14 protein-coding genes and 1 tRNA gene are annotated in these 24,596 nt (G+C 72.6%); 4 read left to right on the top strand and 11 right to left on the bottom strand.

Annotated features, from left to right (window positions below; genetic code table 11):
- Nucleotides 1–67 precede the first annotated feature (67 nt).
- A complete protein-coding gene (locus J8G10_RS15875; RefSeq protein ID WP_251447089.1) occupies nucleotides 68–1,537 on the bottom strand; it encodes a S1C family serine protease in 1,470 nt (489 codons plus the stop codon).
- Between the two features lie 98 nt (nucleotides 1,538–1,635).
- Here J8G10_RS15875 and J8G10_RS15870 point away from each other — a divergent pair, with 98 nt between their 5' ends.
- Nucleotides 1,636–2,835 carry an aminotransferase class I/II-fold pyridoxal phosphate-dependent enzyme gene (locus J8G10_RS15870; RefSeq protein ID WP_251447087.1) on the top strand — a complete coding sequence of 400 codons (1,200 nt, stop codon included), beginning with the start codon at nucleotides 1,636–1,638 and terminating at the stop codon, nucleotides 2,833–2,835.
- Between the two features lie 14 nt (nucleotides 2,836–2,849).
- Here J8G10_RS15870 and J8G10_RS15865 read toward each other — a convergent pair whose 3' ends face one another.
- Genes J8G10_RS15865 through J8G10_RS15855 form a run of 3 tightly spaced genes read right to left on the bottom strand, consistent with a single transcriptional unit; the run spans nucleotide 2,850 to nucleotide 6,022 of the window.
- A complete protein-coding gene (locus tag J8G10_RS15865) occupies nucleotides 2,850–3,653 on the bottom strand; it encodes a carbon-nitrogen hydrolase family protein (protein ID WP_251447085.1) in 804 nt (267 codons plus the stop codon).
- 54 nt (nucleotides 3,654–3,707) lie between these two features.
- Nucleotides 3,708–4,826 carry a hypothetical protein gene (locus tag J8G10_RS15860; protein WP_251447083.1) on the bottom strand — a complete coding sequence of 373 codons (1,119 nt, stop codon included), beginning with the start codon at nucleotides 4,824–4,826 and terminating at the stop codon, nucleotides 3,708–3,710.
- Nucleotides 4,823–6,022 (bottom strand): hypothetical protein, encoded by a 1,200-nt coding sequence (locus J8G10_RS15855; RefSeq protein ID WP_251447081.1) that lies wholly within the window; start codon nucleotides 6,020–6,022, stop codon nucleotides 4,823–4,825. The genes J8G10_RS15860 and J8G10_RS15855 overlap by 4 nt, the downstream gene beginning before the upstream one ends.
- A gap of 181 nt (nucleotides 6,023–6,203) precedes the next feature.
- Between J8G10_RS15855 and J8G10_RS15850 the strand changes: the two genes are divergently transcribed.
- Nucleotides 6,204–6,992: a slipin family protein gene (locus J8G10_RS15850; protein ID WP_251447079.1), complete on the top strand. Its 789-nt coding sequence runs from the start codon at nucleotides 6,204–6,206 to the stop codon at nucleotides 6,990–6,992.
- Nucleotides 6,993–7,088: 96 nt separating this feature from the next.
- On the opposite strand, the gene J8G10_RS15845 is transcribed toward J8G10_RS15850, so the two are convergent.
- The 3 genes from J8G10_RS15845 to J8G10_RS15835 all read right to left on the bottom strand — a co-directional run bounded on the left by J8G10_RS15845 (nucleotide 7,089) and on the right by J8G10_RS15835 (nucleotide 11,323).
- Nucleotides 7,089–7,162 (bottom strand) — tRNA-Met (locus J8G10_RS15845).
- A 58-nt stretch (nucleotides 7,163–7,220) separates the two neighbouring features.
- Complete coding sequence (locus J8G10_RS15840) at nucleotides 7,221–10,133, bottom strand: UPF0182 family protein (protein ID WP_308220719.1); 2,913 nt, start codon at nucleotides 10,131–10,133, stop codon at nucleotides 7,221–7,223.
- A gap of 89 nt (nucleotides 10,134–10,222) precedes the next feature.
- Nucleotides 10,223–11,323 (bottom strand): S16 family serine protease, encoded by a 1,101-nt coding sequence (locus J8G10_RS15835; protein WP_251447077.1) that lies wholly within the window; start codon nucleotides 11,321–11,323, stop codon nucleotides 10,223–10,225.
- A gap of 133 nt (nucleotides 11,324–11,456) precedes the next feature.
- Here J8G10_RS15835 and J8G10_RS15830 point away from each other — a divergent pair, with 133 nt between their 5' ends.
- Nucleotides 11,457–12,857: a zinc-dependent metalloprotease gene (locus tag J8G10_RS15830; RefSeq protein WP_251447075.1), complete on the top strand. Its 1,401-nt coding sequence runs from the start codon at nucleotides 11,457–11,459 to the stop codon at nucleotides 12,855–12,857.
- Nucleotides 12,858–13,603: 746 nt separating this feature from the next.
- Here the strand turns inward: J8G10_RS15830 and J8G10_RS15825 are convergent.
- Nucleotides 13,604–15,349: an ATP-dependent helicase gene (locus J8G10_RS15825; RefSeq protein WP_251447073.1), complete on the bottom strand. Its 1,746-nt coding sequence runs from the start codon at nucleotides 15,347–15,349 to the stop codon at nucleotides 13,604–13,606.
- Nucleotides 15,346–16,290 (bottom strand): NAD(+) diphosphatase, encoded by a 945-nt coding sequence (nudC, locus tag J8G10_RS15820; RefSeq protein ID WP_251447071.1) that lies wholly within the window; start codon nucleotides 16,288–16,290, stop codon nucleotides 15,346–15,348. The genes J8G10_RS15825 and nudC overlap by 4 nt, the downstream gene beginning before the upstream one ends.
- A 62-nt stretch (nucleotides 16,291–16,352) precedes the next feature.
- Between nudC and J8G10_RS15815 the strand changes: the two genes are divergently transcribed.
- Nucleotides 16,353–17,789, top strand: a complete 1,437-nt coding sequence (locus J8G10_RS15815; protein WP_251447069.1) for a phosphotransferase — start codon at nucleotides 16,353–16,355, stop codon at nucleotides 17,787–17,789.
- Here the strand turns inward: J8G10_RS15815 and J8G10_RS15810 are convergent.
- Together J8G10_RS15810 and J8G10_RS15805 are read right to left on the bottom strand one after the other, a co-directional pair.
- The gene (locus J8G10_RS15810) at nucleotides 17,735–21,241 is read right to left on the bottom strand and encodes an ATP-dependent DNA helicase (RefSeq protein ID WP_251447067.1); all 3,507 of its coding nucleotides are present in this window, start codon (nucleotides 21,239–21,241) and stop codon (nucleotides 17,735–17,737) included. The genes J8G10_RS15815 and J8G10_RS15810 overlap by 55 nt on opposite strands.
- Nucleotides 21,238–24,513 carry an ATP-dependent DNA helicase gene (locus tag J8G10_RS15805; protein ID WP_251447065.1) on the bottom strand — a complete coding sequence of 1,092 codons (3,276 nt, stop codon included), beginning with the start codon at nucleotides 24,511–24,513 and terminating at the stop codon, nucleotides 21,238–21,240. The genes J8G10_RS15810 and J8G10_RS15805 overlap by 4 nt, the downstream gene beginning before the upstream one ends.
- Nucleotides 24,514–24,596: the final 83 nt, after the last annotated feature.

Genomic DNA, 24,596 nt, shown 5'->3' with positions numbered 1-24,596 from the left:
GAGAAGACGCCACCCGCGACGTGTCGCGGGTGGCGTCTTCCTCAGCGCAAGGATCAGGAGCGGCCGCTCACGGGGCGAGGGTCCCCAGGGTGACCTTGATCTCCTGGCTCTGACCGTTGCGGACGACGGTCAGCGTGGCCGTGCTCCCCCCGGCGACGGAGCGCACCTGCGCGGTCAGGTCGCTGGCGTCGGTGATCGGGTTCCCGTTGAAGCCCGTGACGACGTCGCCCGCCTGGATGCCGGCGTTCGCCGCGGCGCCCCCGTTCGTGACCGACGCGATCGCCGCGCCGACGACCGTCGCGCCCTTCTGAGCGCTCGCGTCCTGCACCGTCGCACCCAGCAGGCCGTGCGTGGCCTTGCCGTCGGCGATGATGTCGTTGGCGATGCGCTTGGCGATGTTCGACGGGATCGCGAAGCCGACCCCGATGTTGCCGGACTGTCCCGACGAGGAGGACGAGGATCCGGCGCTCGCGATCGCGACGTTCACTCCGATGAGCTTGCCGTCGCTGTCGACGAGTGCGCCGCCCGAGTTGCCGGGGTTGATCGCCGCGTCGGTCTGGATGACCGAGATCGAGATCGTCGCGGCGGAGCTCTGCGAGCCGGAGCCGCGGCCCGGGATGTCGAACTGGAACGGCTGCTGCGAGCCGTCCTGGTTCGGGCTCTGCTGCTGGTCGCCGCTCGAGCCCTGAGACGGGGCCGCCGAGGACTGGATCTGGATGCTGCGGTTGAGCGCGCTGACGATGCCGGTCGTGACGGAGTTGGAGAGCCCCAGCGGCGCGCCGACGGCGACCGTCATGGACCCGACGTTGAGCTTGGACGAGTCGGCGAACTCCATCGGAGTCAGGCTCGAGCCGTCCTTGACCTGGATCACCGCCATGTCGTAGGTCGCGTCGATCCCGACCACGGTGGCCTCGAGGATGCGGCCGTCCGAGGTCGTCACCGTGATGGCGGGGTCGGAGACCTCGCCGTCCAGGGTCACCACGTGCGCATTGGTGAGGATGTGCCCCTGCTTGTCGAGCACGATGCCGGATCCGGATCCTGCGGCGCTGGATCCCGAGACCTCGATCGTCACGACCGACGGCACGGCCTTCGCCGCGATCGCCGTGGCTTCCGACACGGACTCGGGGTTGTTCACGGTCACGGTGCTGGGCCCCGTCACGCCCTTCGAGGACGACGAGCTCGAGGCGGTCAGCGAGCCGTAGCCGACCGCGCCGCCGACGCCGGCGATGCCGCCGACCAGGGCCGCCGCGATGATGATGGCGGCGATCTTGCCGCCGCCGACGCCGCTCTTCGCCTTGTGCTCGATGGTCGGGGTCGCGGCCGCGCCGAAGGCGGCGCCGGTGTGGACGCCCGGGTGACCGGGGTTGCCCGGCTGTGCCGGGTGGGCCTGCCCCTGCGGCGCGTACATCCCGGTCGGCGGGAGGGGAGTGGTGGGAGCCGTCGCGCCGGCCTGTGCGGCGGCGTCGGCGGCGGGGGTGGACGAGAACGCCGGGGGCACGGAGTGTCCGGCGTCGGGGTGAGGCGTCTGCTCGTTCATGTCTGCTCCTTCGAACCTTGCCCTTACAGACTGACGGCCGTTTCTGTGTTTTTCTTATGCCCGCTGGGAGATTCCGCTATGGCGTTACCCTGGGCGCCATGGGAATCCTTCCGGGCGCATGGCGCCGCACCGCGGCCGGCGCCGGCCTGCTCTCCGAGGCCGGCGAGGTCGCCCCCACCATCTTCGCCGAGATCTCCGCGCTCGCGGCCCGCACCGGGGCGATCAACCTCGGGCAGGGCTTCCCGGACGAGGACGGGCCCGCGGAAGTGCTCGAGGCCGCGCGCACCGCCATCCTCGAGGGCGCCAACCAGTACCCTCCGGGGCGCGGCGTGCCCGATCTGCTCCAGGCGATCGCCGAGCATCAGCATCGTTTCTACGGTCTCGAGGTGGATCCGGATCGCGAGGTCGTGGTCACGGCGGGTGCCACGGAGGCGATCGCCGCGGCGCTCCTCGCGCTCGTGGACGGGCCCGCCGACGAGATCGTGGTGTTCGAGCCGTACTACGACTCCTACGCCGCCATCGCGGCGCTGAGCGGCGCGACCCTGCGCACCGTGCCGCTGCGCCTGCCCGATTTCCAGCCCGACCTCGAGGAGCTCGCCGCGACGGTGACGGATCGCTGCCGCGTGATCCTCGTGAACGATCCGCACAACCCGACCGGCGCGGTGCTCAACGACGCCGCGCGGGCGGAGATCGTGCGCCTCGCACACGCGCACGACGCGATCATCGTCACCGACGAGGTGTACGAGCACCTCTCGTTCACGGCGCCGCATGTGCCGATCGCGACCCTGCCGGGCGCCGCCGAGCGCACGCTCACGATCTCCTCCGCGGGCAAGACCTTCGCGGTCACCGGATGGAAGATCGGCTGGATCCACGGGCCGGCCGAGCTCATCACGGCAGTGCTCAGCGTCAAGCAGTTCCTCACCTACGTCAACGGAGGCCCGTTCCAGCCGGCGGTCGCCGTCGGATTGCGCCTGCCCGAGACGTTCTTCACCGATGCGGCGGAACGACTGCGGGCGAAGCACGACCTGCTCGCGGAGGGCCTCGCCGCGGCGGGCTTCGAGGTGCACCGCCCCGACGGCGGCTACTTCACCGTCGCCGACGCGACCGCGATCGGGGGCGTCGATGCGGATGCGTTCTGCCGGACCCTCCCCGAGCGGATCGGCGTGGCCGCGATCCCGCTCACGGCGTTCGTGCGCCCCGAGCACCGCGACGCCTACCGGGGCCTCGTCCGTTTCGCCGCGTGCAAGCGGCCCGAGGTGATCGCCGAGGCGTCGGAGCGGCTGGCCGGGCTGCGGTAGTCCGCGCGCCGCGATCAGCGCGGCGAGACCCGGTAGCGCCGCAATCGCAGCACGGGGTTGACCTCGCGCACCCGTGCGACCGCGGCGGGATCGAGCTCGGCGACCGCGATCCCCTCCCCCGTGCCGACCCCGGCGACGACGACGCCCTGCGGATCGACGACCGCGGAATGACCGACTCCCACCGGCACCGGGTGATCGGCCGCGACGACGTAGGCCGTGCTCTCGATCGCCCGCGCCGCGAGGAGAGTGGTCCAGTGGTGCTCCTTGAGCGGACCGCGCACCCACTCGGCGGGGATGACGAGCACGTCGGCCCCGGCGTCGACGAGGGTGCGCGCCACCTCGGGGAAGCGCAGGTCGTAGCAGGTCATCAGCCCGAACGTCAGGGCGTCCACGACGAACGTCGCCGCTCCCCCGACCCGGCCCGGCTCGATCCACCGCGACTCGGTCTGCCCGAACGCATCGTACAGGTGCTGCTTGCGGTAGACCGCCAGGATGCCCGTGGCATCCACCGCGACGACCGCGTTGCGGATCCGCCCCTCGTCCGCGCGCTCCACCAGCCCCGCGACGATCACGGCATCGTGCCGCGCGGCGAGGCGGCGCAGCTCACCGGTGAACTCGCCGTCGAGGTCCTCCGCGTTCGCGGCGAGGGTCTCGTCGAACGGGTCCACGAAGTAGCTCGAGTACTCCGGCAGCACGACCACCCGCGCCCCGCGCGCCGCCGCGCCTGCGACGAGCGCGCCGATGCGCTCGCGGTTGGCGGAGCGATCCGCCACGGGCGAGAACTGGCAGACGGCGACGATCACGGATCCGGAGGGCATGGATCCATCATCCCGTACGGGCGACGACCGCGCCCGGCCCGGACGGCATCCGCGTCAGAGCTCCCAGCGCCGCATGATCGGCACTCCGACCCGCGACGCGAGCGCGCCGAGCGCGGCGATCGCGCGGCGCGTGGCCGCCGGAAGATGGGCGGCCTGCACGGCGCTGTATTCGATCGCCGGCTCCCCTCCGCGGAGCCGCTTGAACTGCGCGGCGCCCGCCCTGAGGTTGAGCTCGGCGCCCCGCTGCCGCGTCGAGCGCAGCACGTGCGCCATCAGCAGACGGTAGAGGCCCGCCTGCTGCGGCCAGGACGTGTCGTAGCCCACGACGGGTGCGGTGAGCGCCGCGCCCTGCCCGAACATGCCCACCACCGCCCGGAGGGTTCCCTCCGCGTCGCGGAAGCCTGCGAGCTCGAGCAGGCCGGCACGATGCCAGGCTCGGAGGAACGCGGCGCTGTAGCGCGGGTTCAAGGTCGAGTACTTGTGCAGGTAGAGCTGCGCGTACAGTCGCTCGGCCTGCGCGAAATCCTCCTCCGTGAAAGCGTCGTGGCGGACCGCGGTGAGCTCCGTGCGGTCGAGAAGCCGCAGATCGCGGCGCAGGTCCCTGCTCGGGCGCACCGCGGAGAGATCGCGGAACAGGTAGACCTGACGGCTCGGGATGAGCGTGAAGCCCGCCTCCGCGGCCGCGCGCAGCCAGTCGGGGTGCTGGACGGCGTTCAGCGAGCGCATCCAGATCGCATGCTCGGGCCAGCGCTCCCGCGCCTCCCGGACGAGCCGGTTCAGGTCGATCCCGGCGAGGTCGGGATGCAGGTTCGTGCTCAGCAGCCAGTTGTCCACCGCCACGGCCCGATCCAGGCGTCGGCGCCGCATGCCGCGGTCCACGCCGGCGATCGTCGCGCGCAGCGGAGGACGCAGCAGCCCGGGAAGAAGCCGCTCCGATTCCTCGAGCGCGTACCGCCCGTAGGTGGTGGTGGGCGAGCACACCCAGGCGTTGCCCGGAGGCTCTGATGCGTCGTTCACGGTGACGGGGAGGATCAGGTCGCCCGCCGTCACCGCGTCGATCCGGGTGACGAGATTGCCGGCGAAGTACGTGGAGTCCTGCCCGCGGTGCACGTCCAGGAACGCCCGCGCCTTCTCCGCGAAGAGCGCGTGCGGCACGCTGCCGGGACGGCTCACTCCGGACCGCCGGGAACGGAGGCCGACGGCGCCCCCGAGAGAGCCGGCCGCGCCTCATCGCCGTCCCACTCGATGTCCGCCGTCGCAGCCTCACGCAGACTCTGCCGCGCGGCGCGCGCCCGCCTGGCATGCCCGGCGAGGTCGCGCAGCCCGCCCCGCAGCGGCGCGCGATCCCCGGCGACCGCCAGCACATCCTCTGCGGCCCGCCGGTCCGCCGCCCACTGCGCGATCCGTCCGGTTCGCACGGCCTCGCGCAGGCCCTCGGTGAGCATCATCGGCGCGATCATCCGCGGCCGCGGATCGATCGGCTCGATGCAGCCGTCGAGCTCGCCGGCGAGCGCCGCGGGCAGCGGGTCGTCCGCCCCGAACAGGTGCAGGCCGCTCGTCGCGCGCGGATTGCACTCGAGCGGGCGGATCCGGCCGTCGGCCTGCCGGATCCAATCCAGCGAGATCTGCCCGGTGAAGCCGATCCCGGCCACCAGCCGCCGTACCTCCGCACGGATGAGGTCGTCCCGAGCGGGGGCGAAGTAGAAGCTCGCACCGCCGGGCATCGACCATCGCGGGCGATACACGGCGTGGGCCAGCACGCGCCCCCGATGGGCCACGGCGTAGGAGCACCGTTCATCGCCGGTGAGCAGCTCCTGCACGACCCAGGCGCCGCCCTCCCCCAGTTCCGGCGCGTCCCGCGGGATGCCCGAGGCATACCGCCGCACGTGCACGCCGAACCGGGAGAACTCGGGTTTGAGCACCACGCCGCGTCCCTGCGCCCATGCGCGCGCCTCACGCAGCGTGCGCACCCGGGCGGTCTCCGGAACGTCCAGCCCGTGCTCCGCCGCGAGGACCGGGAACTCCGCCTTGCTGTGCAGGCGGCGGAGCGTGCCGAGCTCTTCGGCGAGCACCGACACGTACTCGGGCAGCCGGTGCCGCCACCGCGCGACGTGGAAGACCTCCTCGCACGTCGGCAGGACCAGATCGATCGCGTGCGCGCGCACCGCCCCCTCCAGGTCGGCGGCGAAGCGCTCGGGCTCGCGCCGGGGCGAGGCGAGTCGCACGACCGAGGCGACCGACACCGAGGATCCGCTGATCCGGCAGGGCGCGCTGTCGGCGACCCGCGCGGTCCAGCCCGCGTGCGCGAAGCGGCGGGCGAGATCGAGCGCGACCGGGGCGCGACCGCCCAGGATCAGCACGTTCGGCATGTGCGGCGATCCCTTCGAGCCGGCGCCGTCGCGGAGCGCGCGGCGGGTCCGGCCAGTCTAGGCGCGGCCCACCCGCGGACCTGCGTCGATCCCGCCCCCGAACGGCGCCGCCGTCCGCGGGCGGGAGGAGAATGGGAGCACGGCCCGCGGCACGTCACCGGAGCCGGAGGAGGCGGTCCCCATGACCCCGCTCATCATCCTCAGTGTCGTGGTGATCCTCGCGATCATCGCGTTCTTCCTGTCCGCGCGGATCGTGCGGCAGTACGAGCGCGGCGTGGTGCTGCGCTTCGGCCGTCTGCACAACGTGCGCGAGCCGGGGATCCGGTTCATCCTCCCCCTCGCCGACGTGCTGATCCCGGTGTCGCTGCGGATCGTGACGATGCCGATCCAGTCGCAGGGCATCATCACCAAGGACAACGTCACCGTCGGCGTCTCGGCGGTCGCCTACTTCCGGATCCAGGATCCGGTGAAGTCGGTGATCGCGATCGAGAACGTCCGCGCCGCGATCGATCAGATCGCGCAGACCACGCTGCGCCGGGTCGTCGGCCAGCACCACCTCGACGAGATCCTCTCCGACACGGCGGCGCTGAATGCGAACATCCGCGAGATCCTGGACGTCACGACGGTCGAGTGGGGCGTCGAGGTGACCCTCGTCGAGCTCAAGGACATCCTGCTGCCCGACTCGATGAAGCGCGCGATGGCCAAGCAGGCCGAGGCCGAGCGGGAGAAGAGGGCCAAGATCATCGCCGCGGAGGGCGAGGCGCTCGCCGCCGCCCAGCTGGGCACCGCGTCGGACACGATGATGTCGCACCCCCTCGCACTCCAGTTGCGCACCCTGCAGACGCTCGTCGAGATCGGCGTGGACAAGAACACGCTCGTGATCGCGCCGGCCCCGCTCGTGAACTCGATCGGCGACGTGATGAACCTGATCGATCGGGAGGCGGCGGTCGCGCAGATGCGCGCGCACTAGCGACGGCGGCCGCGATCCGGTCTCCGAAGCGCTGAAGAACCCGGGAAAGCCGAAGGCCCCCGATCGGGATTTCTCCTGATCAGGGGCCTTCTCTTGTTGCGGGGACAGGATTTGAACCTGCGACCTCCGGGTTATGAGCCCGGCGAGCTACCGAACTGCTCCACCCCGCGGCACAAGAAATGAGCTTAGCACGGGATTCGGCAGTGCGCGAATCGGGACCCCTTCCGACTACTTCCCGGGCGTGTTGGCGTTGCCCTGCAGCTGGATCAGCTTGTTCACCGCATCGGTGAGCTGCTGATCCGCGGTCGCGAACGCCGCGAGGTCGCCCGCCTTGAGCGCCGCGTCGCGGGCGAGCATGGCCGCCTTGGCGTCCGACAGCGCGGCCTGGAACGCCGCATCCCCCGTGGGAGCCGTCGTGCCCGTCCCGCTCCCGGTGCCGGGCGTCGGCGTGGGCGTCGGGGTGACGTTGCCGTCACCGCCGGTCGCGCCGGCGTCGCCGCCGAAGAGCTGATCCAGCGCCTCGGTGAGGGTGTCCGCGAAAGCGATCTTGTCGCCGAACGCGACCAGGATCTTCTGCAGGCGCGGCACCTGCGTGCCGCCCGAGGACTGCACGAACACCGGCTGCACGTAGAGGAAGCCGCCGCCGACCGGCAGGGTCAGCAGGTTGCCGTGGGTGACCTTGGACTGCCCCTGCTTGAGCAGGTTCAGCTGCTGGCCGACGGTCGGATCCGAGTCGAACGAGTTCTGCACCTGGCCGGGGCCCGGCACGGTCGTATCCGCATCGATCTCCAGCATGCGCAGCTTGCCGTACGAAGCCGACTTCTTGCCCGACGTCGACCCCGCGTCGGCATCCACCGACAGGTATCCCATCAGCACGTTCCGGCTGTTCGCCCCCTGTGATGCGGGGATGAACGTCGTGTACATCGAGAACTGCGTCGCGTCCTGTCCCGGCATCTTCATGCTCAGGTAGTACGGCGGCTGCAGTTCGGGGTTCGCCGAATCGCTCTGCGGGTCGTTCGGGGTCTCCCAGAGGTTGTCCTGGCGCGCGAAGGACGCGGCGTCGTTGACGTGGTAGGTGCCGAGCATGGCGCGCTGCACCTTGAACAGGTCCGTGGGGTAGCGCACGTGGCTCATCAGCTGCGACGACATGTCGCTGATCGGCTTGAGCGTCGACGGGTAGATCTTCTGCCACGTCTTCAGCACCGGATCGGTCGGATCCCAGGCGTACAGGGTCACCTTGCCGTCGTAGGCGTCGACGGTCGCCTTGACCGAGTTGCGGATGTAGTTGATGTCGTCCGTCACGAACCCGGGCTGCGTGTTGACGGAGTCGCTGATGGCCTTGGGCAGGTTCACCGTCGTCGAGTACGGGTAGCTCGAGCTCGTGGTGTAGCCGTCGACGATCCACACGATCCGACCGTCCACGATGCTCGGGTACGGGTCGCTGTCGAGCGTGAGGTAGGGCGCGGCCTTCTGCACGCGCGTCGCCGGGTCCCGGTCGTAGAGGATCTGGGAGTCCGGGTTCACGCTGTCCGAGAAGAGGATCTGCTCGGACTGGAACTTCAGCGCGTACAGGAGCTTCGTGAAGAAGTTGCCGATGCGGGGGCCGCCGTCGCCCGTGAAGGTGGTCTTCGTCTGGTTCTCGCTCGAGTCCTGACCGCGCGGGTAGTCGATCTCGATCGGGGACGTGCCCTTCGGGGCGCCCACGATCGAGTAGGGCGGCGAGTTCTCACCGAAGTACACCCGCGGCTCGAACTTCTCGCTGTTCGTCAGCACGCCCGAGGTCGGGATGCCCCGCTCCAGGAACACCGGCTCGCCGTCGTCCGTGCGCTGGTTGCCCGCCGCGGCGACCAGGCCGTAGCCGTGCGTGTACACGAGCGTGCTGTTGTTCCAGGTCGGGCTGGGGATGCGGTTCGTGTCGATCTCACGGACCGCGACCACCGCGTCCTGCGTCTTGCCGTCGATCGCGTAGCGGTCGACGTCGAGCTTCGTCGGGAACTTGTAGTAGCTGCGGTACTGCTCCAGCTGCTGGAAGGTGGGGCCGATGACGTTCGGATCCATGATCCGGATGGACGCCGTGGTGTCGGCGTCGCTGCGCAGCTGCCCCGTCTCGGCCGTCGTCTGCGCCTTGAACGGCGTGGTCTCCACTCCGTCGATGCCGTAGGCGGCCTTCGTCGCCTTCAGGTTGCGCTCGTAGTACTGGGCCTGCAGCTGGTTCTGGTTCGGCTTCACCTGGAACGTGTTCACGGCCCAGGGGTAGGCGATGCCCAGTACGAGCGCGGCGACGATGAGCAGTGCGGTCGCCGCAAGCGGGAAGCGCCAGCGGCCGATCACCGCGGTGACGAAGAACAGGACGGCGACGAGCGCAGCGATGATCGCGAGGATCGCGAGGCCGGGGATCGTCGCGTTGACACCGGTGAACGCCGCACCGGTGATCTTGTCCTCGGGCGCGGTCAGGGTCTTGTACCGGTCGACCCACAGGCTCACGGCCTGGACCAGCAGGTACACGCCCGCGATCACGGCCAGCTGCACGCGCGCGGCCTTGGAGATCCGCAGCTCCCCCTGGCCGATGCGCACCGAGCCGTAGAGGTACAGCACCAGGGCCGACACCAGCAGGCACAGGATCAGGACGGCGGAGACGAAGCCGAGCAGCGCCTCGTAGAAGGGCAGGTCGAACAGGTAGAACCCGGTGTCGAGATGGAACTGGGCATCGGTCTGCCCCGTGGCGGTGCCGTTCGCCCACTGCCACACGATTTCCCACTGCCCGGCCGCGGCGAAGCCGGCGAACAGGCCGAAGAACACCGGCATCCCCCACATCGCGAGGCGCCGCAGCGGCTCCACGACCTCCTGATAGCGGTCGAGCTGCGAGCTCAGACGCACGTACACGGGGCGCAGGCGATAGGCCAGCTGGATGGCGACGAACATCGGCGCCGCCATTCCGAGGAAGCCGACCACGAACATCGTGGCCGTGGCGATCCACCGGGTGGTGAGCACCTGGGCGAAGTTCAGCTGGTCGTACCAGAGGAAATCGGTGTACATCGTCGCGAACACGAAGAACGCGGCGATGAGCACGGCGAGGATCACCACCGTCGCGAGGACGATGCGTCGGGCAGTTCGGGGCGCGGCCGGTGCGGGTGAGGTCACCGTTCCATCCTAGGTCGGCGGATTCCCGTCGTCCTGAGCGCAGCCGCGGCCGGCTTCGCCCGTCGCGAACGCACCCCCGCCTGCGGCGGCTACTTCTTGACGTCGGCGGCGGTGCAGGCGGGGAGCTTCGCGACGTCCCCGCCGTCGGCGATGACCTTCAGCGCATCCAGCGACTGGCTCAGGCTGTCGGTGCGCACGACCGTGAGACCCGAGGGGATGTGCCCGTAGACCTCGTCGCAGTTGGATCCCGGGGCGAGGAAGTAGGTCGCCCCCGCGGAGCGGGCGCCGTAGAGCTTCTGCCTGATGCCGCCGATGGGACCGACCGTGCCGTCGGCGGTGATGGTGCCGGTGCCCGCCACCTGCTTCCCGCCGTTGAGCGCACCGGGGGTCAGGGTGTCGATGATCCCGAGCGCGAACATCATGCCGGCGCTCGGCCCGCCCACGTTGTCGAGCTGCAGCTTCACGTCGACCGGGAAGCTGTACTCCTGCTGCAGGGTGATCCCGAGCAGCCAGCGGCTCGTACCGTCGACGGTCTGCTCCCGCGGGGTGACCGAGACGTCCTGGCGCTGTCCGTCGCGCTCGATCGTGAGCGTGACCGGGGATCCCTTCGCGTCCTGGATCTCGGCGCGCATCGCGTCGGAGTCGGCGGGGTTGGCGCCGTTCACGGCCACGACCGTGTCGTCCTTCTGGAGAATGCCGTGCGCCGCGCCGTCATCGGTGACCGAGGCCACCTGGATCGTCACCGGGACCGTGTAGCCCAGCTCGCGCAGGGCCGCGGCCGTCGCCTCCTGCTGCGAGTCGACCATCATCAGCTGGTTCGCCTGATCGCGCTGGGTCGTGGTGACGCCCTGCGGGAACACCGCGTCCACCGGGACGACCGCCTTGGACGAGTCGAACCAGGCCAGCACGATCTGCATCCAGCTCGGCGGCGCCTCCCTGTTGCCGACCACCTGGACGGTGGTGAGGTCGAGTGCGCCCTTGGTCGGGTGCGTCTCGGCGCCGCTCACGGAGATCAGCGGCACGCTCTTGCCCTGGGCGTCCTTCACCTCGCCCAGCGTGTTGAAGACCGGCCCCGGCTGCTCGATCACGTACGGGAGCGGAAGGAACGTGAGCACCAGCAGCGCCGCGAGCGAGGCGATGAACGCGATGAGACCGATCCGACCTGCGCGGCTGGAGCGCGTGCTCGTCACTGTGTCTCCCCCCGGGGTCGTGGATGCTCGTTCGCGAGCGGCGTACAGCGGGGCGGCCCGGTTCGGGGCACTCCCACTGGTGGTGCAACTAGCGTAGTCAGCACGGGCTATACACGTGCTGAGAGGGCTCCCCATGGCTGACAACGACCCGAACCCCGACGACTTCATGGAGATGCTGCGCCGCATGCTCGGCGGATCGGCGGAGGGCCTCGATCTGAGCGCCCTGCAGGGCATGGAGGGGCTGAACATCGACCCCGCCATGATGCAGCAGCTGATGCAGCAGATGCAGCACGCGATGAGCGTCGACCCCTGGGAGACCGCGCTGCGCCAGGCGCTGCACATCGCCAACCGCGACGGACTGGGCATCGACTCCGGAGCGCGGTCGTCGATCGCCGACGCGTTCGCCCTCGCGGACCTGTGGGTCGGCGAGGCGACCACGATCTCCGAGCTGGGCTCGCCTCCGCGCGCGCTCACCCGCGGCGAGTGGGTCGAGCAGACCATGCCGGTGTGGAAGGAGGTCGCGGCCCCGGTGTCCACGAGCATCGCCGACGCGCTGATGAGCGCGCTCGAGGGGCAGACCCCGGAGGAGATGCAGGGCGCCGTGCAGGGCGCGGGCCGTCTCATGCGCGGCATCGGCAGCTCGGTGTTCGCGATGCAGTTCGGCCAGGTGCTCGGCAACCTGTCGCTCGAGGTGGTCTCGGGCGGCGACGTCGGGATCCCGGTCCTGCCCGCGGGCACCGCGGCCGTCATCCCGCAGAACCTGTCGGCGTTCGGCGAGGGCCTGGAGATCCCCGAGGACCAGATCGCGCTGTACCTCGCGGCCCGGGAGATCGCCTACGCCCGCCTCTACCGGCACGCGCGCTGGCTGCACCTGCACGTGATGACCCAGATCACCGAGTTCGCGAAGGGCGTGACCGTCGACGTCGCCAAGCTCGAGGACGTGGCGGGGCGCCTGGACCCGTCCAACCCGGAGGAGCTGCGCGAGGCGATCGAGGGCGGCGCGCTCCTGCCCGAGCTCTCCGAGGTGCAGCGCGAGGCGCTGGAGCGCCTGGAGAACCTCATCGCCACGATCGACGGCTGGGTCGACGTGGTCACCACGCAGGCGACGTCCCGCCTGCCCGACAGCGTCCGCATCGCGGAGGCCGCCCGGCGGCGCCGCGCGGCAGGCGGTCCGGCCGAAGACGCTCTCGGCGCGCTGGTCGGGCTGAAGATCCGTCCCCGCCGGCTGCGCGAGGCCGCGGCGATGTGGCGCGCGGTCACCGACGCGGTGGGTGTGGAGGCCCGCGACGCCCTCTGGGACTACCCCGATCTGATGCCGGACGCCTCGGACATCGACGACCCCGCCGCACTGGTGGCGCGCCTGCAGGCGCGCGCCCGGGGCGAGCAGCCGGTGCAGGACGAGATGGACGAGGCGCTGGAGCGCCTGCTCCGGGGCGACGACTTCGGCGGCCCCGATGCCCCCGGCGACGACCCCGCACCGGACGCACCGGCGTCGGACGGCCCGGACGGCGGATCCGGCGAGAAGCCGGTCTGAGCGAGTTCTCCACCGATTCCGGAACGGGATCCGGCCGCGGCGGCGATGCGGTCATGATCGGGGCATGCCCACGATCCGACTCGACCCCGCGCTGCCCGTGCTGTGGCGCGATGCCGACTGCGTGCAGCTCGGCGCCGACGCCGCTCTGACGCTGTCCGTGGACGGACCATGGATCCCGCGGATGCTGCAGAAGCTGACGCACGGGATCGACGAGCGCGCGTTCGAAGTGGTCGCCCACGGCCTCGGCGCGCCGCTCCCCGCGGCACGCCGGCTCCGCGCCCTGCTCGGTCCGGCTCTCGTCGGCGATCTCCCCCGCTCCCTCGTGCGCCTCGACGCCGCCGCGGTCGGCGTGCGCACAGCGCTGCGGCTGGAGGAGGCGCTCGCGGACGCGGGCGTCGACGTCACCGACGCCCGCGACGCCGTCACCGTGGTGGTGCGCCACGGTGCGGTGGCGGCGCGGGATGCGATCGGTCTCCTCGCCGACGACCGCCCTCATCTCCCGGTCGCCATCGACGCCGGAGGATCCACGGTCGGCCCCCTGGTGGTGCCGGGGAGCACGCCGTGTCTCTCCTGCCGCGACGGCCACGATCGCGCGCGGGACCCCGCCTGGGCGGCCCTGCACGTGCAACTGCTGGAGCGCGATCCGGGACGGGTGCCGTTGCGTGCCGTCGCCGCGGCCGCGGACGCGGCGGCGGACCTCCTCGCCGTGCGAGCCGAGTCGGAGCGGGACGGATCCGGCCGGCGGATCAGGATCCGCCGCGACGGGACCCGATCATCGCAGACGGCGGAATTTCACGCAGACTGCCTCTGCCGATCTCCGCGAGGAAGCGCGAGGGACGCCGCCCTGCCCGATCCACGTCGCGCGACCAGGTCAGCGTCAGCGCTCGCGCGGCCCGCGTGACGCCGACGTACGCGAGGCGCCGCTCCTCGTCGATCGCCTCGAACCCGCTCGCGTACGAGATCGGCAGGAGCCCCTCCGAGCACCCCACCAGATACACCTCGGGCCACTCGAGACCCTTCGCCGCATGCAGCGTGGACAGGGTCACGGTGCGCAGCACGGGTTCGTGCTGGTCCTTGGCCCGCGCGAAGAGGTCATCGGCGAAATCGCGCATCGTGGTGCCGACCGGCGCGTCCTCGGCGAGACGCAGCACCGCGCGTCGCGCCTCCCAGGCGTCGCGCAGGGCTCCGCCGGCCTCGGGAGGGTCGTCGCTGTACCCGAGACCGCGCAGCACATCCCGCACCGCGTCGAGGAAGGAGTGCTGCTGCGGGGCCACGGCGGCCGCCCGCAGGGCCTGCACGGCCTGGCGCACCTCCGGCAGGTCGAAGAAGCGCTTGCCGCCGAGCACGGTAGCGGCCACGCCGGCGGCGGCGAGCGCCTGCAGCAGCGCCGCGGACTGCGAATGCGCCCGGTAGAGCACCGCGATCTCCTCGGGCGGCACGCCGGACGCGATGCGGCCGGCGATCGCGGCCGCGACCCCGCGGGCCTCGTCCGCGTCGTCGTCGAACGCGACGACCACCGCGGTCTCCGCCACCGCGCGTTCCGCGGGCGCCCCGGCCTGCGACGCGGCCGACTGTACCGCAGGGACGAGCTCGAGGGCTCCGGGGCGCCCCTTCATCAGAGCGTTCGCGACGTGCAGCACTCCCTCGGCGGAACGGTAGTTGGTCTCCAGCCGCACGACCGTGGCATCCGCGTGCCGCCGGGCGAAGTCGAGGAGGTAGCCCTGATCGGCGCCGGCGAACGAGTAGATGGTCTGGGACGCATCGCCCACGACGCAGAGGTCGCCCCGATCGCCGAGCCACAGCTCCAGCAGACGGTGCTGCAGCGGCGAGACGTCCTGGTACTCGTCCACCGTGAAGTGCCGGTACTGCTCGTGCACGGCCGCCGCCACCCGCGGTTCGGCCTCCAGCATGCCGGCGCAGGCGAGGAGCACGTCCTCGAAGTCGAGCTGATGCCGGTCGTCCTTGAGGGTCTCGTAGGCGCGGGAGAGATCGGCGACCTGACCGGGATCCAGCCGGCCGATCGATCGGCCGCGGGCGGCCGCCTCCTCGATCGAGAGCATCGAGACCTTGCGCCACTCGATCGCGGACGCCAGGTCCCGCAGCGTCGCTGTGTCCGGCCGCAGCCGCAGCATGTCGGCGGCCTGCGCGAGCAGGCGGACCTTGTTGTCGACGATCGCCGGGGCCGGGGCACCGGCCAGCTGCGGCCAGAAGAAGCCGAGCTGCGCGAGCGCCGCCGCGTGGAAGGTACGGGCGGAGACGCCCTGCACCCCGAGGCCGCGGAGGCGACCCCGCAGCTCACCGGCCGCCTTCGCGGTGAACGTCACCGCCATCACCCGTGCCGGGGAGTACGCGCCGGTCTCCACGCCGTGCGCGATGCGATGCGTGATCACGCGCGTCTTGCCGGTCCCTGCCCCCGCGAGGACCGCCACCGGTCCGCGCAGCACCGATGCGGCCTCCCTCTGGCGTTCGTCGAGTCCGTCGAGCGCGCTCACCGCCGATACCAGTCGACGATGAGGCGATGGGCGATGGACGCCTCGCCCGGAAGCCCCACGGGCCCGTCTCCGGCGAGGGCGGATCCGATCTCGGCGCGGCTCAGCCAGCGCACGTCGACGATCTCCTCGCCGTCGCCGTGCACCTCGGCGTCGTCAACGGCCGTCGCGTGGAACCCCACCATGAGCGAGCGCGGGAACGGCCACGGCTGCGACGAGAAGTACGTCACATCGCGCACGCGCACCCCCGCCTCTTCGAACAGCTCGCGGTGCACGGTGGTCTCCAGCGCCTCCCCCGCCTCGACGAAGCCGGCGAAGCAGGAGTAGAAGCGGCCCTTCCACTGCGCGTTGGCCCCGAGCAGGAGCCGCTCGCCGTCGGCGCTCTGCACGGCGACGATGACGGCCGGGTCGGTGCGGGGGAAGTGCTCGCGTCCGCAGGACCCGCAGTGCCGGGACCAGCCGCTCTGCCGCAGCTCGGCCGGGCTGCCGCACGCGGGGCAGAAGCCCGCGTCGCGCAGCCAGCCGGCCAGGGCGATCGCCGCGACGACCAGCTCGCCGTCGGCCGCGTCGACGAGGGGAAGCGCCTCGCGCAGATCGCTCCAGCGCGGAGCCCAGGATCCATCGGCGTCGGTGTCGTCCTCCGGCTCCTGCAGCGCGAGCAGCAGCCCGCTGCCGTCCGGCCTGCGGCCCAGCAGCGCCCACTCGCGGGTGCGGGCCAGCACGGCGTCGTCGGCCGGCACCAGGATGAGGCCGTCGCCCAGGGGCACCCGGCGCTCGCGCACCACCAGGACCCGGGTGCGGGGATCGGCGCGCAGGCGCGGCAGCGTCTGCGGATCGTCGCGCCACTCCGCCGCGCGGTCGAGCGATGCGCCCTCGGAGGCGGCGTCGGCGAGAGGCGCCACGCCGACGGCGGATGGTTCGGGGACGGTCTCCGGCACGGTCACGACTCCCCTTCTCACAGGCGTGGCGGGCCCTGTGCGGACGAGGCTCGACCTACCCTGGTGACATGGCTCGCTCACCCTTCACTCTAGCCGCGGCGGTCACGGCGGCGGTGCCCGGAGCCGATGTCGTCGGCGTCCGCGCCCTGTCATCGGACGGCGACGCCCGTTTCGACTCCGCCGTGGCGACCCTCGCGGACGGCACGGAGGTCGCGATCCGCGCCTCGAACGATGACGAGACCGCCTCCGAACTCGCCCGGGAGAGTCTGGCGCTGCGCGCGCTGACCCCCGGCGCCCGCTCGATGCTGCGCTTCGACGCGCCGGAGCACCTGGGCGACGGCCGGGTCGGCGACGCCCGCGCCCTCGTCACCACGCTGCTCCCCGGCTTCCAGATCGACGCCGCCGACGTGCCGCCGGGTCCCGGCGCCGCGGTGGCGATCGGCAAGGCCATCGCCGGCGTGCATGCGCTGCCGGCCTCCGTGGTGCGCGGGGCGGGCCTCGCCGAGCGCACCCCCGCGGACGCCCGCGACGACGTCCGCGTGCTCATCGACCGCGCTGCGGCCACCGGACGCGTCTCGGCGCGGCTCACCGTGCGCTGGCGCGAGGCGGTCGACGCCGACGACCTGTGGCGGTTCGAGTCCGCGGTCACCCTCGGCGGCGCGCATGCGGAATCGTTCCTCTTCGCCGATGACGACGAACGCGGTCCGCGCGTCACGGGGGTGCTCGGCTGGCACGCGCTCGCGATCGGCGACCCCGCCGTCGACCTCGCCTGGCTCACCATGGCCGCGGACGCCCGCGACGACGTGCTGGACGCGTACGCGTCCGCGACGCTGCGCGCCCCCGACGCCGGCCTCGGCATCCGCGCCCGCCTGCTCGCCGAGCTCGAGCTGGCGCGCTGGCTGCTGCACGGCCACGACACCCACCGCCCCGACGTCGTCGACGATGCCGCGCAACTGCTCGATGCCCTGGCGGACGGGATCCACGACGACCTCGCCCCCCGGGCGAGCGCGGGGGCGGGGGTCGACGAGGCGATGTCGGCGCTGGACCGTGTTCCGGCGACGGGGGCCACACGCGTCGACACCTCCATGCAGACCGACGCCTACGATGCCAGCGCCTTCGTGGGGATCACGATGGACGACACGTCCGCGTTCGGTCCGCGGGGGCTGTCGTCCGAGCGCGACTCCGCCGCGGCGGCGGACGAGCACCGGGACTCCGCGGACGCGGCCACCGACGACGCCGCCGACCGGGACGCGCAGGATCTCACCGCGACCGGCGCGCTCGAGGATCTGGATCCGAACGCCACCGAGGACCTCAGCGACCTGCGCCCGTCCGCCGAGGTCCGCGACGACCGCGACTCCCGGGGCGACGAGGACGACCGTCCGGCCCGCTCCGGCACGCTGCTGCCCAGCGAGGGCGGGATCGCCGGCTCGGAAGCGGACGTCGCCGACGCTCACCGTGCGGCGCGCGCCGCGTTCCAGCGCTGGACCAGCGCCTCCTCCGAGTAGACCGTGTCGCCGCGGAGCACGAGGTCGTCGGCGACGTAGAACAGCGCGACGTCGATCTCCTCGAGCGGCACGCCGTAGCGGCGGTGGTACGCGAGCCGATACAGCGCGAGCTGCAGCATGCGCTCCTCGCGCTCCGCCGCAGTGGCCGGCGGTCGCCCCGTCTTCCAGTCGACGATCTCGATCCGCCCCCCGCGATCCGCACGACGATAGACCGCGTCGAGCTTGCAGATGACGATGCGCGGCGGCTCCCCCTCGCCCACCGGGAGCGCGAAGTCGATCTCGGTCTCGACCGCGATCGGCTGCAGCTGCGCCCACTCGCTCCGTTCGAAGACGGCCCGCAGACGGGCGAGGTCCTCGGCGTCCGCACGGGCGATCTCGTCATCGGCCGGGGCGTCCAAGCCGCCCGATGCCCCGGGAGCGGCGAAGTCGTCGTCGAGATCCCAGAGCGCATCGTCCAGCGAGGTGCCGACGCCCACGGATCCGGACCGGTGCTCGACCCAGGCGTGGAACAGGGTGCCGAGTCGGGTCTGCCGATAGGGCCGCTCGGGCATCGGCCGGGTGAGGGCGCTGATCGTGCCGCGGTAGTCGGACACGTAGTCCTTGAACCGCGACGCGGGAACGCGCGTCGGGGCGTCCGCCGCGGTTCCGCGCTGACGGGCCGCGCGCTCGGCGAGCAGTCGCTCGAGCTCCTCCGTCGGCGTGGCGCGCTCCGCATCGCTCATCGCCCGGCGCACCTCCTCGGCCGCCGCGGTCACCCTGCCCCGGCGGGCGCCGAGCGGATCCAGCGGCCACGCGCTGGTCCGCGCAGCCCCCTCGTAGGGGTTCTCCGCACCTTCCGGCTCGCCGATCGGATCGAGGCCGAGCACCTCGATCGCCTCGGCGAGGTAGGGGCTCACCCGGCGCGGGTTCTTCTGCCCCGACCAGTGCGCGCCGGTGAGGAGCAGGTCGGTGCGCGCGCGGGTGACGGCGACGTACGCGAGCCGCCGCTCCTCGGCCCGCTGATAGTCGCGATAGGCGTCCTTGAACCGCCGCAACGCCCCGCCATGCGGATACTCCTTGGTCTCGCCGGCGAGGAGGGAGGCCTTCGCGGCCTTCTCCCGCTTCGCCGGATCCGGCCCCGCGGCCTCGCGCGCCGCATCGGGATCCCAGGAGAACCGCGGCAGGGCCGCCGCGTCGCCGCGCAGCGCGAACGGCACCACGCCGAAACCGAACCAGCCCTGCGTGTCGGCGATGCGGCCGGGCAGCTCGTCCTCGACGAGGCGGACCACCGCCACCGCATCCCATTCCAGCCCCTTCGAGCCGTGGATCGTCAGCAGCTGCACGACGCCGGGCTCGGGCGGCTCCGTGCGGGGCATCAGCTCGTCGGTGACCTCGGCCTTGTCGAGCCACGCGAGCAGGCTGGAGATCGTGCCCCGGTCGTCGGCGGCGAGGAACGCGCGTACCTCGTCTCCGAAGGCGCGCAGCTGGGTCGCCGCGACCCTGGCGGGCCCGCGCGTCTCGTTCACGGCGAGCTCGATGTCCAGCCGCAGCTCGATCTCGATGAGCCGGATCAGCTCGAGGATCGGCTGCCCCGCGGCGCGCCGCAGCCGCTCCAGCAGGTCTCCGGCCTGGCGCAGCCTCGCCCGCCCCTCCGCGCTGATCCCCTCCAGGAGCCGGTAGTCGTCGCGCGCGGTGCGCACGAAGTCGACGGCGTCCACGATCGAGACCGCCTCGTCCGCGCCCTGGGACGAGCGCAGCCGCTGCTTGAGCTCGTCGCCGAGGGGCGCGAGCGCGCCGTCGCGCTGGGCGAGTTGCGCGGCCAGGTCGTAGAGCGCGCCCATGTCGGCGACGCCGATGCCGAACCGCGGCCCCACCAGCAGCCGGATCAGGGCGGATCCGGCCGTCGGGTCGTGGATCACCCGCAGAGCGGAGACGACGTCGACCACCTCGGGCGTCGCGAGCAGTCCGCCCAGCCCGAGGATGCGGTGCGGGATGCCCCGGGCGGCGAGCCCGGCCGCGAACGTCTGCATGTGCCGCTTCGAACGGAACAGGATCGCGCCCGTGTGCGGCCGCCCCGCGGCCGCTTCGTCGTGCGCGGCACGGCGATCCGCGAACCAGCGCGCGACCTCGTCGGCCTCGTCGTCGACGGTCTCCGGGAAGCGGACCTCGACGCGGCCCTGCCCCGATCCCGGACGCGGCTCGAGCGCGGGCACGTCCAGTCCCGGCCGCTGCAGCGGCTCGAGCACGCGGTTCGCGACGTCGAGGATCCGCGCATCGTTGCGCCAGCTGGTCATGAGCGAATAGCTCGCCGGCGCCTGCTCCTCGGCGAAGGTGCGCCCGAATGCGTAGAGGTTGTCCGCGCTCGCACCGCGCCAGCCGTAGATGGACTGATGCGGATCGCCCACCGCCATCACGGCACCGTCGCGGAACAGCGCCGACAGGAACCGGGTCTGGATGACCGAGGTGTCCTGATACTCGTCCAGCAGCACGACCCGATGCTCGGCGCGCAGTTGCGCGCGCACCTCGGGCGAGGCCTCCACGATGTCGAAGGCGCCGCCGACCTGATCCGCGAAGTCGAGCACGCCGCGGCGCTCCTTCTCGGCCCTGTAGTCGCGGACGAGTCCGGTGAGGACGGGCATCGCCCGCAGGTTCGCGACGATCTTGTCCAGGTCGGTCTGCGGCAGGAAGGGCTCGAACTCGTCCGCCTGCCGGGCGGCGATGCGCATCATCGCATCCAGGTCGACGCGATGGTCGAGCACGTCCCCGGCGAGGCGCTGCACGGCGTCGATCACCCCCGTCGCGCTGCGCTCGATGTCGCCGAGCCCTGCATGATCCGAGCGCAGCACGACCGCCCGCGCGATGAGCCACGATGCCGACTGGCTGAGCATCGCCGAATCCGGGTCGCGGCCGATGTGCGCGGCGTGCTCGCGCACGATGCCGTCCGCGAACGCGTTGTAGGTCGACACCCGGGGCCGGCTGATGAGGTCGTCCGCGGAGCGCGGGGCGGTCGGATCCCAGCCGGTGTCGAAGCGCTCGGCGAGCGCGTCCAGCACCTCCCGCTGCAGGAGCGCCCGCTGAGCGGGCGTGCGAGCGGCGTCCAGGCGGGCGAGGGCGCCGGTCGCGACGATCTCCGGCAGGTGCGGCAGCAGGCCGCGTCGGCCGTACTCGTCGATGCGGTCCAGGCGCAGTGCGATCCGCTCGGCCAGCTCTCCCGCGGCCTTGCGCGTGAACGTGAGTCCGAGCACCTCCTCCCGGGCGACGAGCCCGTTCGCGACGAGCCACACCACGCGGCCCGACATGGTCTCGGTCTTGCCGCTGCCCGCACCGGCGACCACGAGCGCCGGTACCGGCGGCGCCTCGATCACCCGCTGCTGCGCCGGGGTCGGCGACGGCAGGCCCAGGGCCGCGGCGATGTCGGTGGCGGCGATGCCGTGCCCGCCCTCCCAGCCGGCCGCTCCCGTCGCCGCGCTCACGCGCTCACCGCCGGGATCGTGTGGATCCGGCAGATCTCGACCCGGTTCGCGGAGGTGTCCGCGCAGTGCGCCTCGACCTGGGCGGTGAAGCTCGACGCGGCCATGCCGCGGCCCGCCTCGACGACGCGGTCCAGGAACCGCTCGCGGGCCTCGTCCTCCAGCCGGTGCTGGTGCGCGACCCGGTAGGTGCTCCGGCCGATCGTCTTGGAGACGATCACGAGACGTGCACCGGCCAGCCCGTCCGGATCCGCCCCCGGCACGAGCCCCTCCTCCACCGCCAGCTGATACGCCGCCAGCTGGGCGTGCTCGCGCACCTTGTCCTCCGTCACGTTCGTCTCGCTCTTGCCCGTCTTCAGATCCACCACGACGACCCGCTCCTCGGCGGCGCCTGCCGACATCGGCGCCCAGTTGCGGGCCGGCCCCCGGGCCTCGGCATGGTCGCCGGCCCCGGGCGGATACGCCTCGACCCGGTCGATCGCTCCGCTCACGACCACCTGTCCCGCGGGGCGCTCGGGATCGACCGGATGCGTGCGCGGCTGCGCGTCGGGATCCAGTTCGATCGCGAACCGGAACGTGCCCTCCGCGGAGAGCAGCCGCCCCTCGTCGCGCTGGACCGCGGCGAGGTAGTCGTGGAGGCTGTCCAGGTACTGCTCGGCGCGGCGTCGTTCCTTGGCCGCCATCCAGGGCGCCTCGAAGTCGAGCTCGCCCCAGCGCTCGTCGAGCACCGCCCGCATGCGCTCCCGGTCGCCGTCCGGGACGCGCTCCATCGCCGCATGCACGATCGTGCCGATGCCGGCGGACGGCGAGCTGCTCGTGTCCCCGCCGAGCGCCGCGATCGCCCAGTTCACCCCGCAGGTCTCGAACGCCTCCAGCCGGGACGGCGAGACCCGCACGGAGCCGGTCTCCAGGTCCTCCAGCGGACCGGCATCGGACACGGGCCGCACGCCGAACCACTCCCCCGGATCCGCGCCCGGCACCTCGGCCTCCGCGAGCAGGCGCAGCTGCCCCGCCGCAGCGGCACGCGCCGCCGGATCCGCCGAGGTCGTGAGCACCCGGCGGTGCCGGGCCACGAGCCCGCGCAGCGTGAGCGGGTGCGCGTGCCGCTCGTCGACCGGCAGCGGATCCGGCAGGAAGCCGAAGAACGCGCTCGGACTCTGATCGTCGTCGTCCACGGCGGTCACCAGCAGCCGATGGCGGGCGCGGGAGGCCGCGCGCACGAAGAGGCGCAGCTCGTCGTGGAGCGCGGCGCGGCGCCGGTCGAGCGTGGAGTGCACGTGCTCCGGCTCTCCCGAACGCGCGGCACCGGTCGCCTCGACGAGCCGCCAGGTCTCGAGCAGGCCGCCGCGCAGCCGCACGTTCGGCCACACCCCGTCCTGCACGCCCGCGATGACGACGGCGTCGAACTCGGTGCCGAGCGCGGTCGCCGGCGTCATCAGGGTCACGGTCCCCGGCCGCTCCGGCGCCGAGAGGGAGTCCTCCGGCACCTCGCTGTCGAGGATGTCGTGGATGAACGCCTCAGGGCCCTTCTCCGGCGCGCGTTCGACCGATCGCTTCGCCGCATCGAAGAGGGCGACCAGCGCGTCCAGGGCGCGCGCGGTCTCCGTCCCCGCCGCACCGGAACCCCGCGCCGAACCGCCCGAGCCCGGCCCGTCGGCGATCTCCCGCCAGGCGACGGCGAGCCGCCGGCCGTCCGGCGCGCGGGAGCCGTCCCACACCCGCCAGAGCAGCTCATGGATCGTCTCGCCGCGCTGCCAGCCCTCGCGCACCTCGCGCAGCACCGTGCCGAAACGGTCCGCCGTGCGCGCCTCGGCGGTGTCGACGCGGGCGAGCTGAGCGGGCTCCGCGATCCCGTCGCGCAGCAGCAGCCGCGCAGGGGCGGATCCTCCGGCCTCGAGCTCGAGGTGCCGCAGCCGTGCGCGCAGCCGGCGCAGCCCGACGCCGTCCAGCCCTCCGAACGGCGTCCGCAGCGCCTCGGCGAGCAGCTGCGGGTCGCGCTCGGCCGGCTCCGTGAGCGCGAGTCGGACGATGCCGACGATGTCGCGCACCACGGTCTCGCTGCCCAGCGGACGCTGCACGCCGGCTGCCCTGGTCGGAACCTCCCGGGCGGCGAGCTCGGCCTCGAGCGCGGCGACCTGGCGGGTGTCGTGCGCGATCACCGCCATCCGCTCCCACCGCACGCCCTGCAGCAGGTGCCATTCCCGCAGCGTCCGCGCGATGAGATCGTGCTCCTCGTGGGGCGAAGGAGCGATGTACGCCTGCACCGCGCCGGGATGATCCGCCGCGTCGGACGCGATGGGGGCTCTGCGGTGCTCGACCCGGCCCGATGCGCCGATCGTCTGCACGACGGTGCGGGTGAGCGCGGTGAGCGGCGGATCCTGCCGATGCGGCTCGTCGAGCACATGGACGTCACCGAGCATGCCCACCAGCTCCGCGAACAGTTCGGGCCCGGCCCCGCGGAAGGCGCCGGAGGAGATGTCCGGATCCCCGAAGGCGAGCACGGCGACGCCCCGCGCGCGCAGGGCGTCGACCAGCGCCACCCCTCCGGCGGTGAGCTCCTGCGCGTCGTCGATGAGCACCGTGCTCAGCCGGCTCAGGGCGCCCAGCTCGTCCGGTGCTGCGCCGCGCAGGGTCGTGGCGGCCTCGGCCAGCAGGTCGGCTGCGTCCCGGTGCGCGGAGCGGGCGCGGTCCAGCACCCGGCGGTAGGAGCGGGCGAAGGATCCCACCGCGCGCCAGGCGGGACGCTCGGAGGTCTCGAGATCGGCCAGGGTCAGGCCGAGCTCGGTGCACTCGGCGAGGAACGCGCGCAACTCCGATCGGAACGCCCGCGACGCGCGCACGGTGGCGCCGAGGCTCTCCGGCCAGCGGCTGCGGATCCCCTCGCGCTCGTCCTCCGCGTCTCCCGCGAGGAGGTCGGCGATGATCCGGTCCTGGTCGGCGCCGGTGAGCAGCGCGGGCGGCTCGAGGCCCGCATGCACCATGGCCCCGCGCACGAGCTGGAACGCGAAGGACCCGAGCGAGCGCGCCATCGGTCCGGGCGTGGCGACCCGCACGCGCACGCCGATCCGATCGCGCAGAGCGGTGGCCGCCTGCCGGCTGGGCGTCAGCGCGAGCACCTGCTCGGGAGCGAGGCCGCGCTCCAGCAGCGTTGCGACGCGCTCCACCAGCGCATGCGTCTTGCCGGTGCCCGGGGCTCCGATCACCGTGCCGACGGCGTTCGCCGGGGCATCGATCACGGCCGCCTGCGCGGGAGTCGGAGCGGAGGCGTCGGGCATGCCTCCACGCTATCGGCCGCGGCCGACATCGATCCGGCCGAGCAGGACGTCCATCCACGGAGAACATCGAAGCAGCCGGTCTC

The sequence above is a fragment of the Microbacterium sp. USTB-Y genome (assembly GCF_023703415.1).
Classification (GTDB): Bacteria; Actinomycetota; Actinomycetes; order Actinomycetales; family Microbacteriaceae; genus Microbacterium.
The sequence above is the reverse complement of the archived record's forward strand: the minus strand, read 5'-3'. Positions and strand labels throughout refer to the sequence as shown.

Excerpts from the sequence above, each read along its gene's own strand:
- J8G10_RS15865 (WP_251447085.1), bottom strand. The coding sequence starts at position 3,653 with ATGCCCTCCGGATCCGTGATCGTCGCCGTCTGCCAGTTCTCGCCCGTG.
- J8G10_RS15855 (WP_251447081.1), bottom strand. The coding sequence starts at position 6,022 with ATGCCGAACGTGCTGATCCTGGGCGGTCGCGCCCCGGTCGCGCTCGAT.
- J8G10_RS15815 (WP_251447069.1), top strand. The coding sequence starts at position 16,353 with ATGGCTCGCTCACCCTTCACTCTAGCCGCGGCGGTCACGGCGGCGGTG.
- J8G10_RS15870 (WP_251447087.1), top strand. The coding sequence starts at position 1,636 with ATGGGAATCCTTCCGGGCGCATGGCGCCGCACCGCGGCCGGCGCCGGC.
- J8G10_RS15805 (WP_251447065.1), bottom strand. The coding sequence starts at position 24,513 with ATGCCCGACGCCTCCGCTCCGACTCCCGCGCAGGCGGCCGTGATCGAT.
- J8G10_RS15875 (WP_251447089.1), bottom strand. The coding sequence starts at position 1,537 with ATGAACGAGCAGACGCCTCACCCCGACGCCGGACACTCCGTGCCCCCG.
- J8G10_RS15830 (WP_251447075.1), top strand. The coding sequence starts at position 11,457 with ATGGCTGACAACGACCCGAACCCCGACGACTTCATGGAGATGCTGCGC.
- J8G10_RS15850 (WP_251447079.1), top strand. The coding sequence starts at position 6,204 with ATGACCCCGCTCATCATCCTCAGTGTCGTGGTGATCCTCGCGATCATC.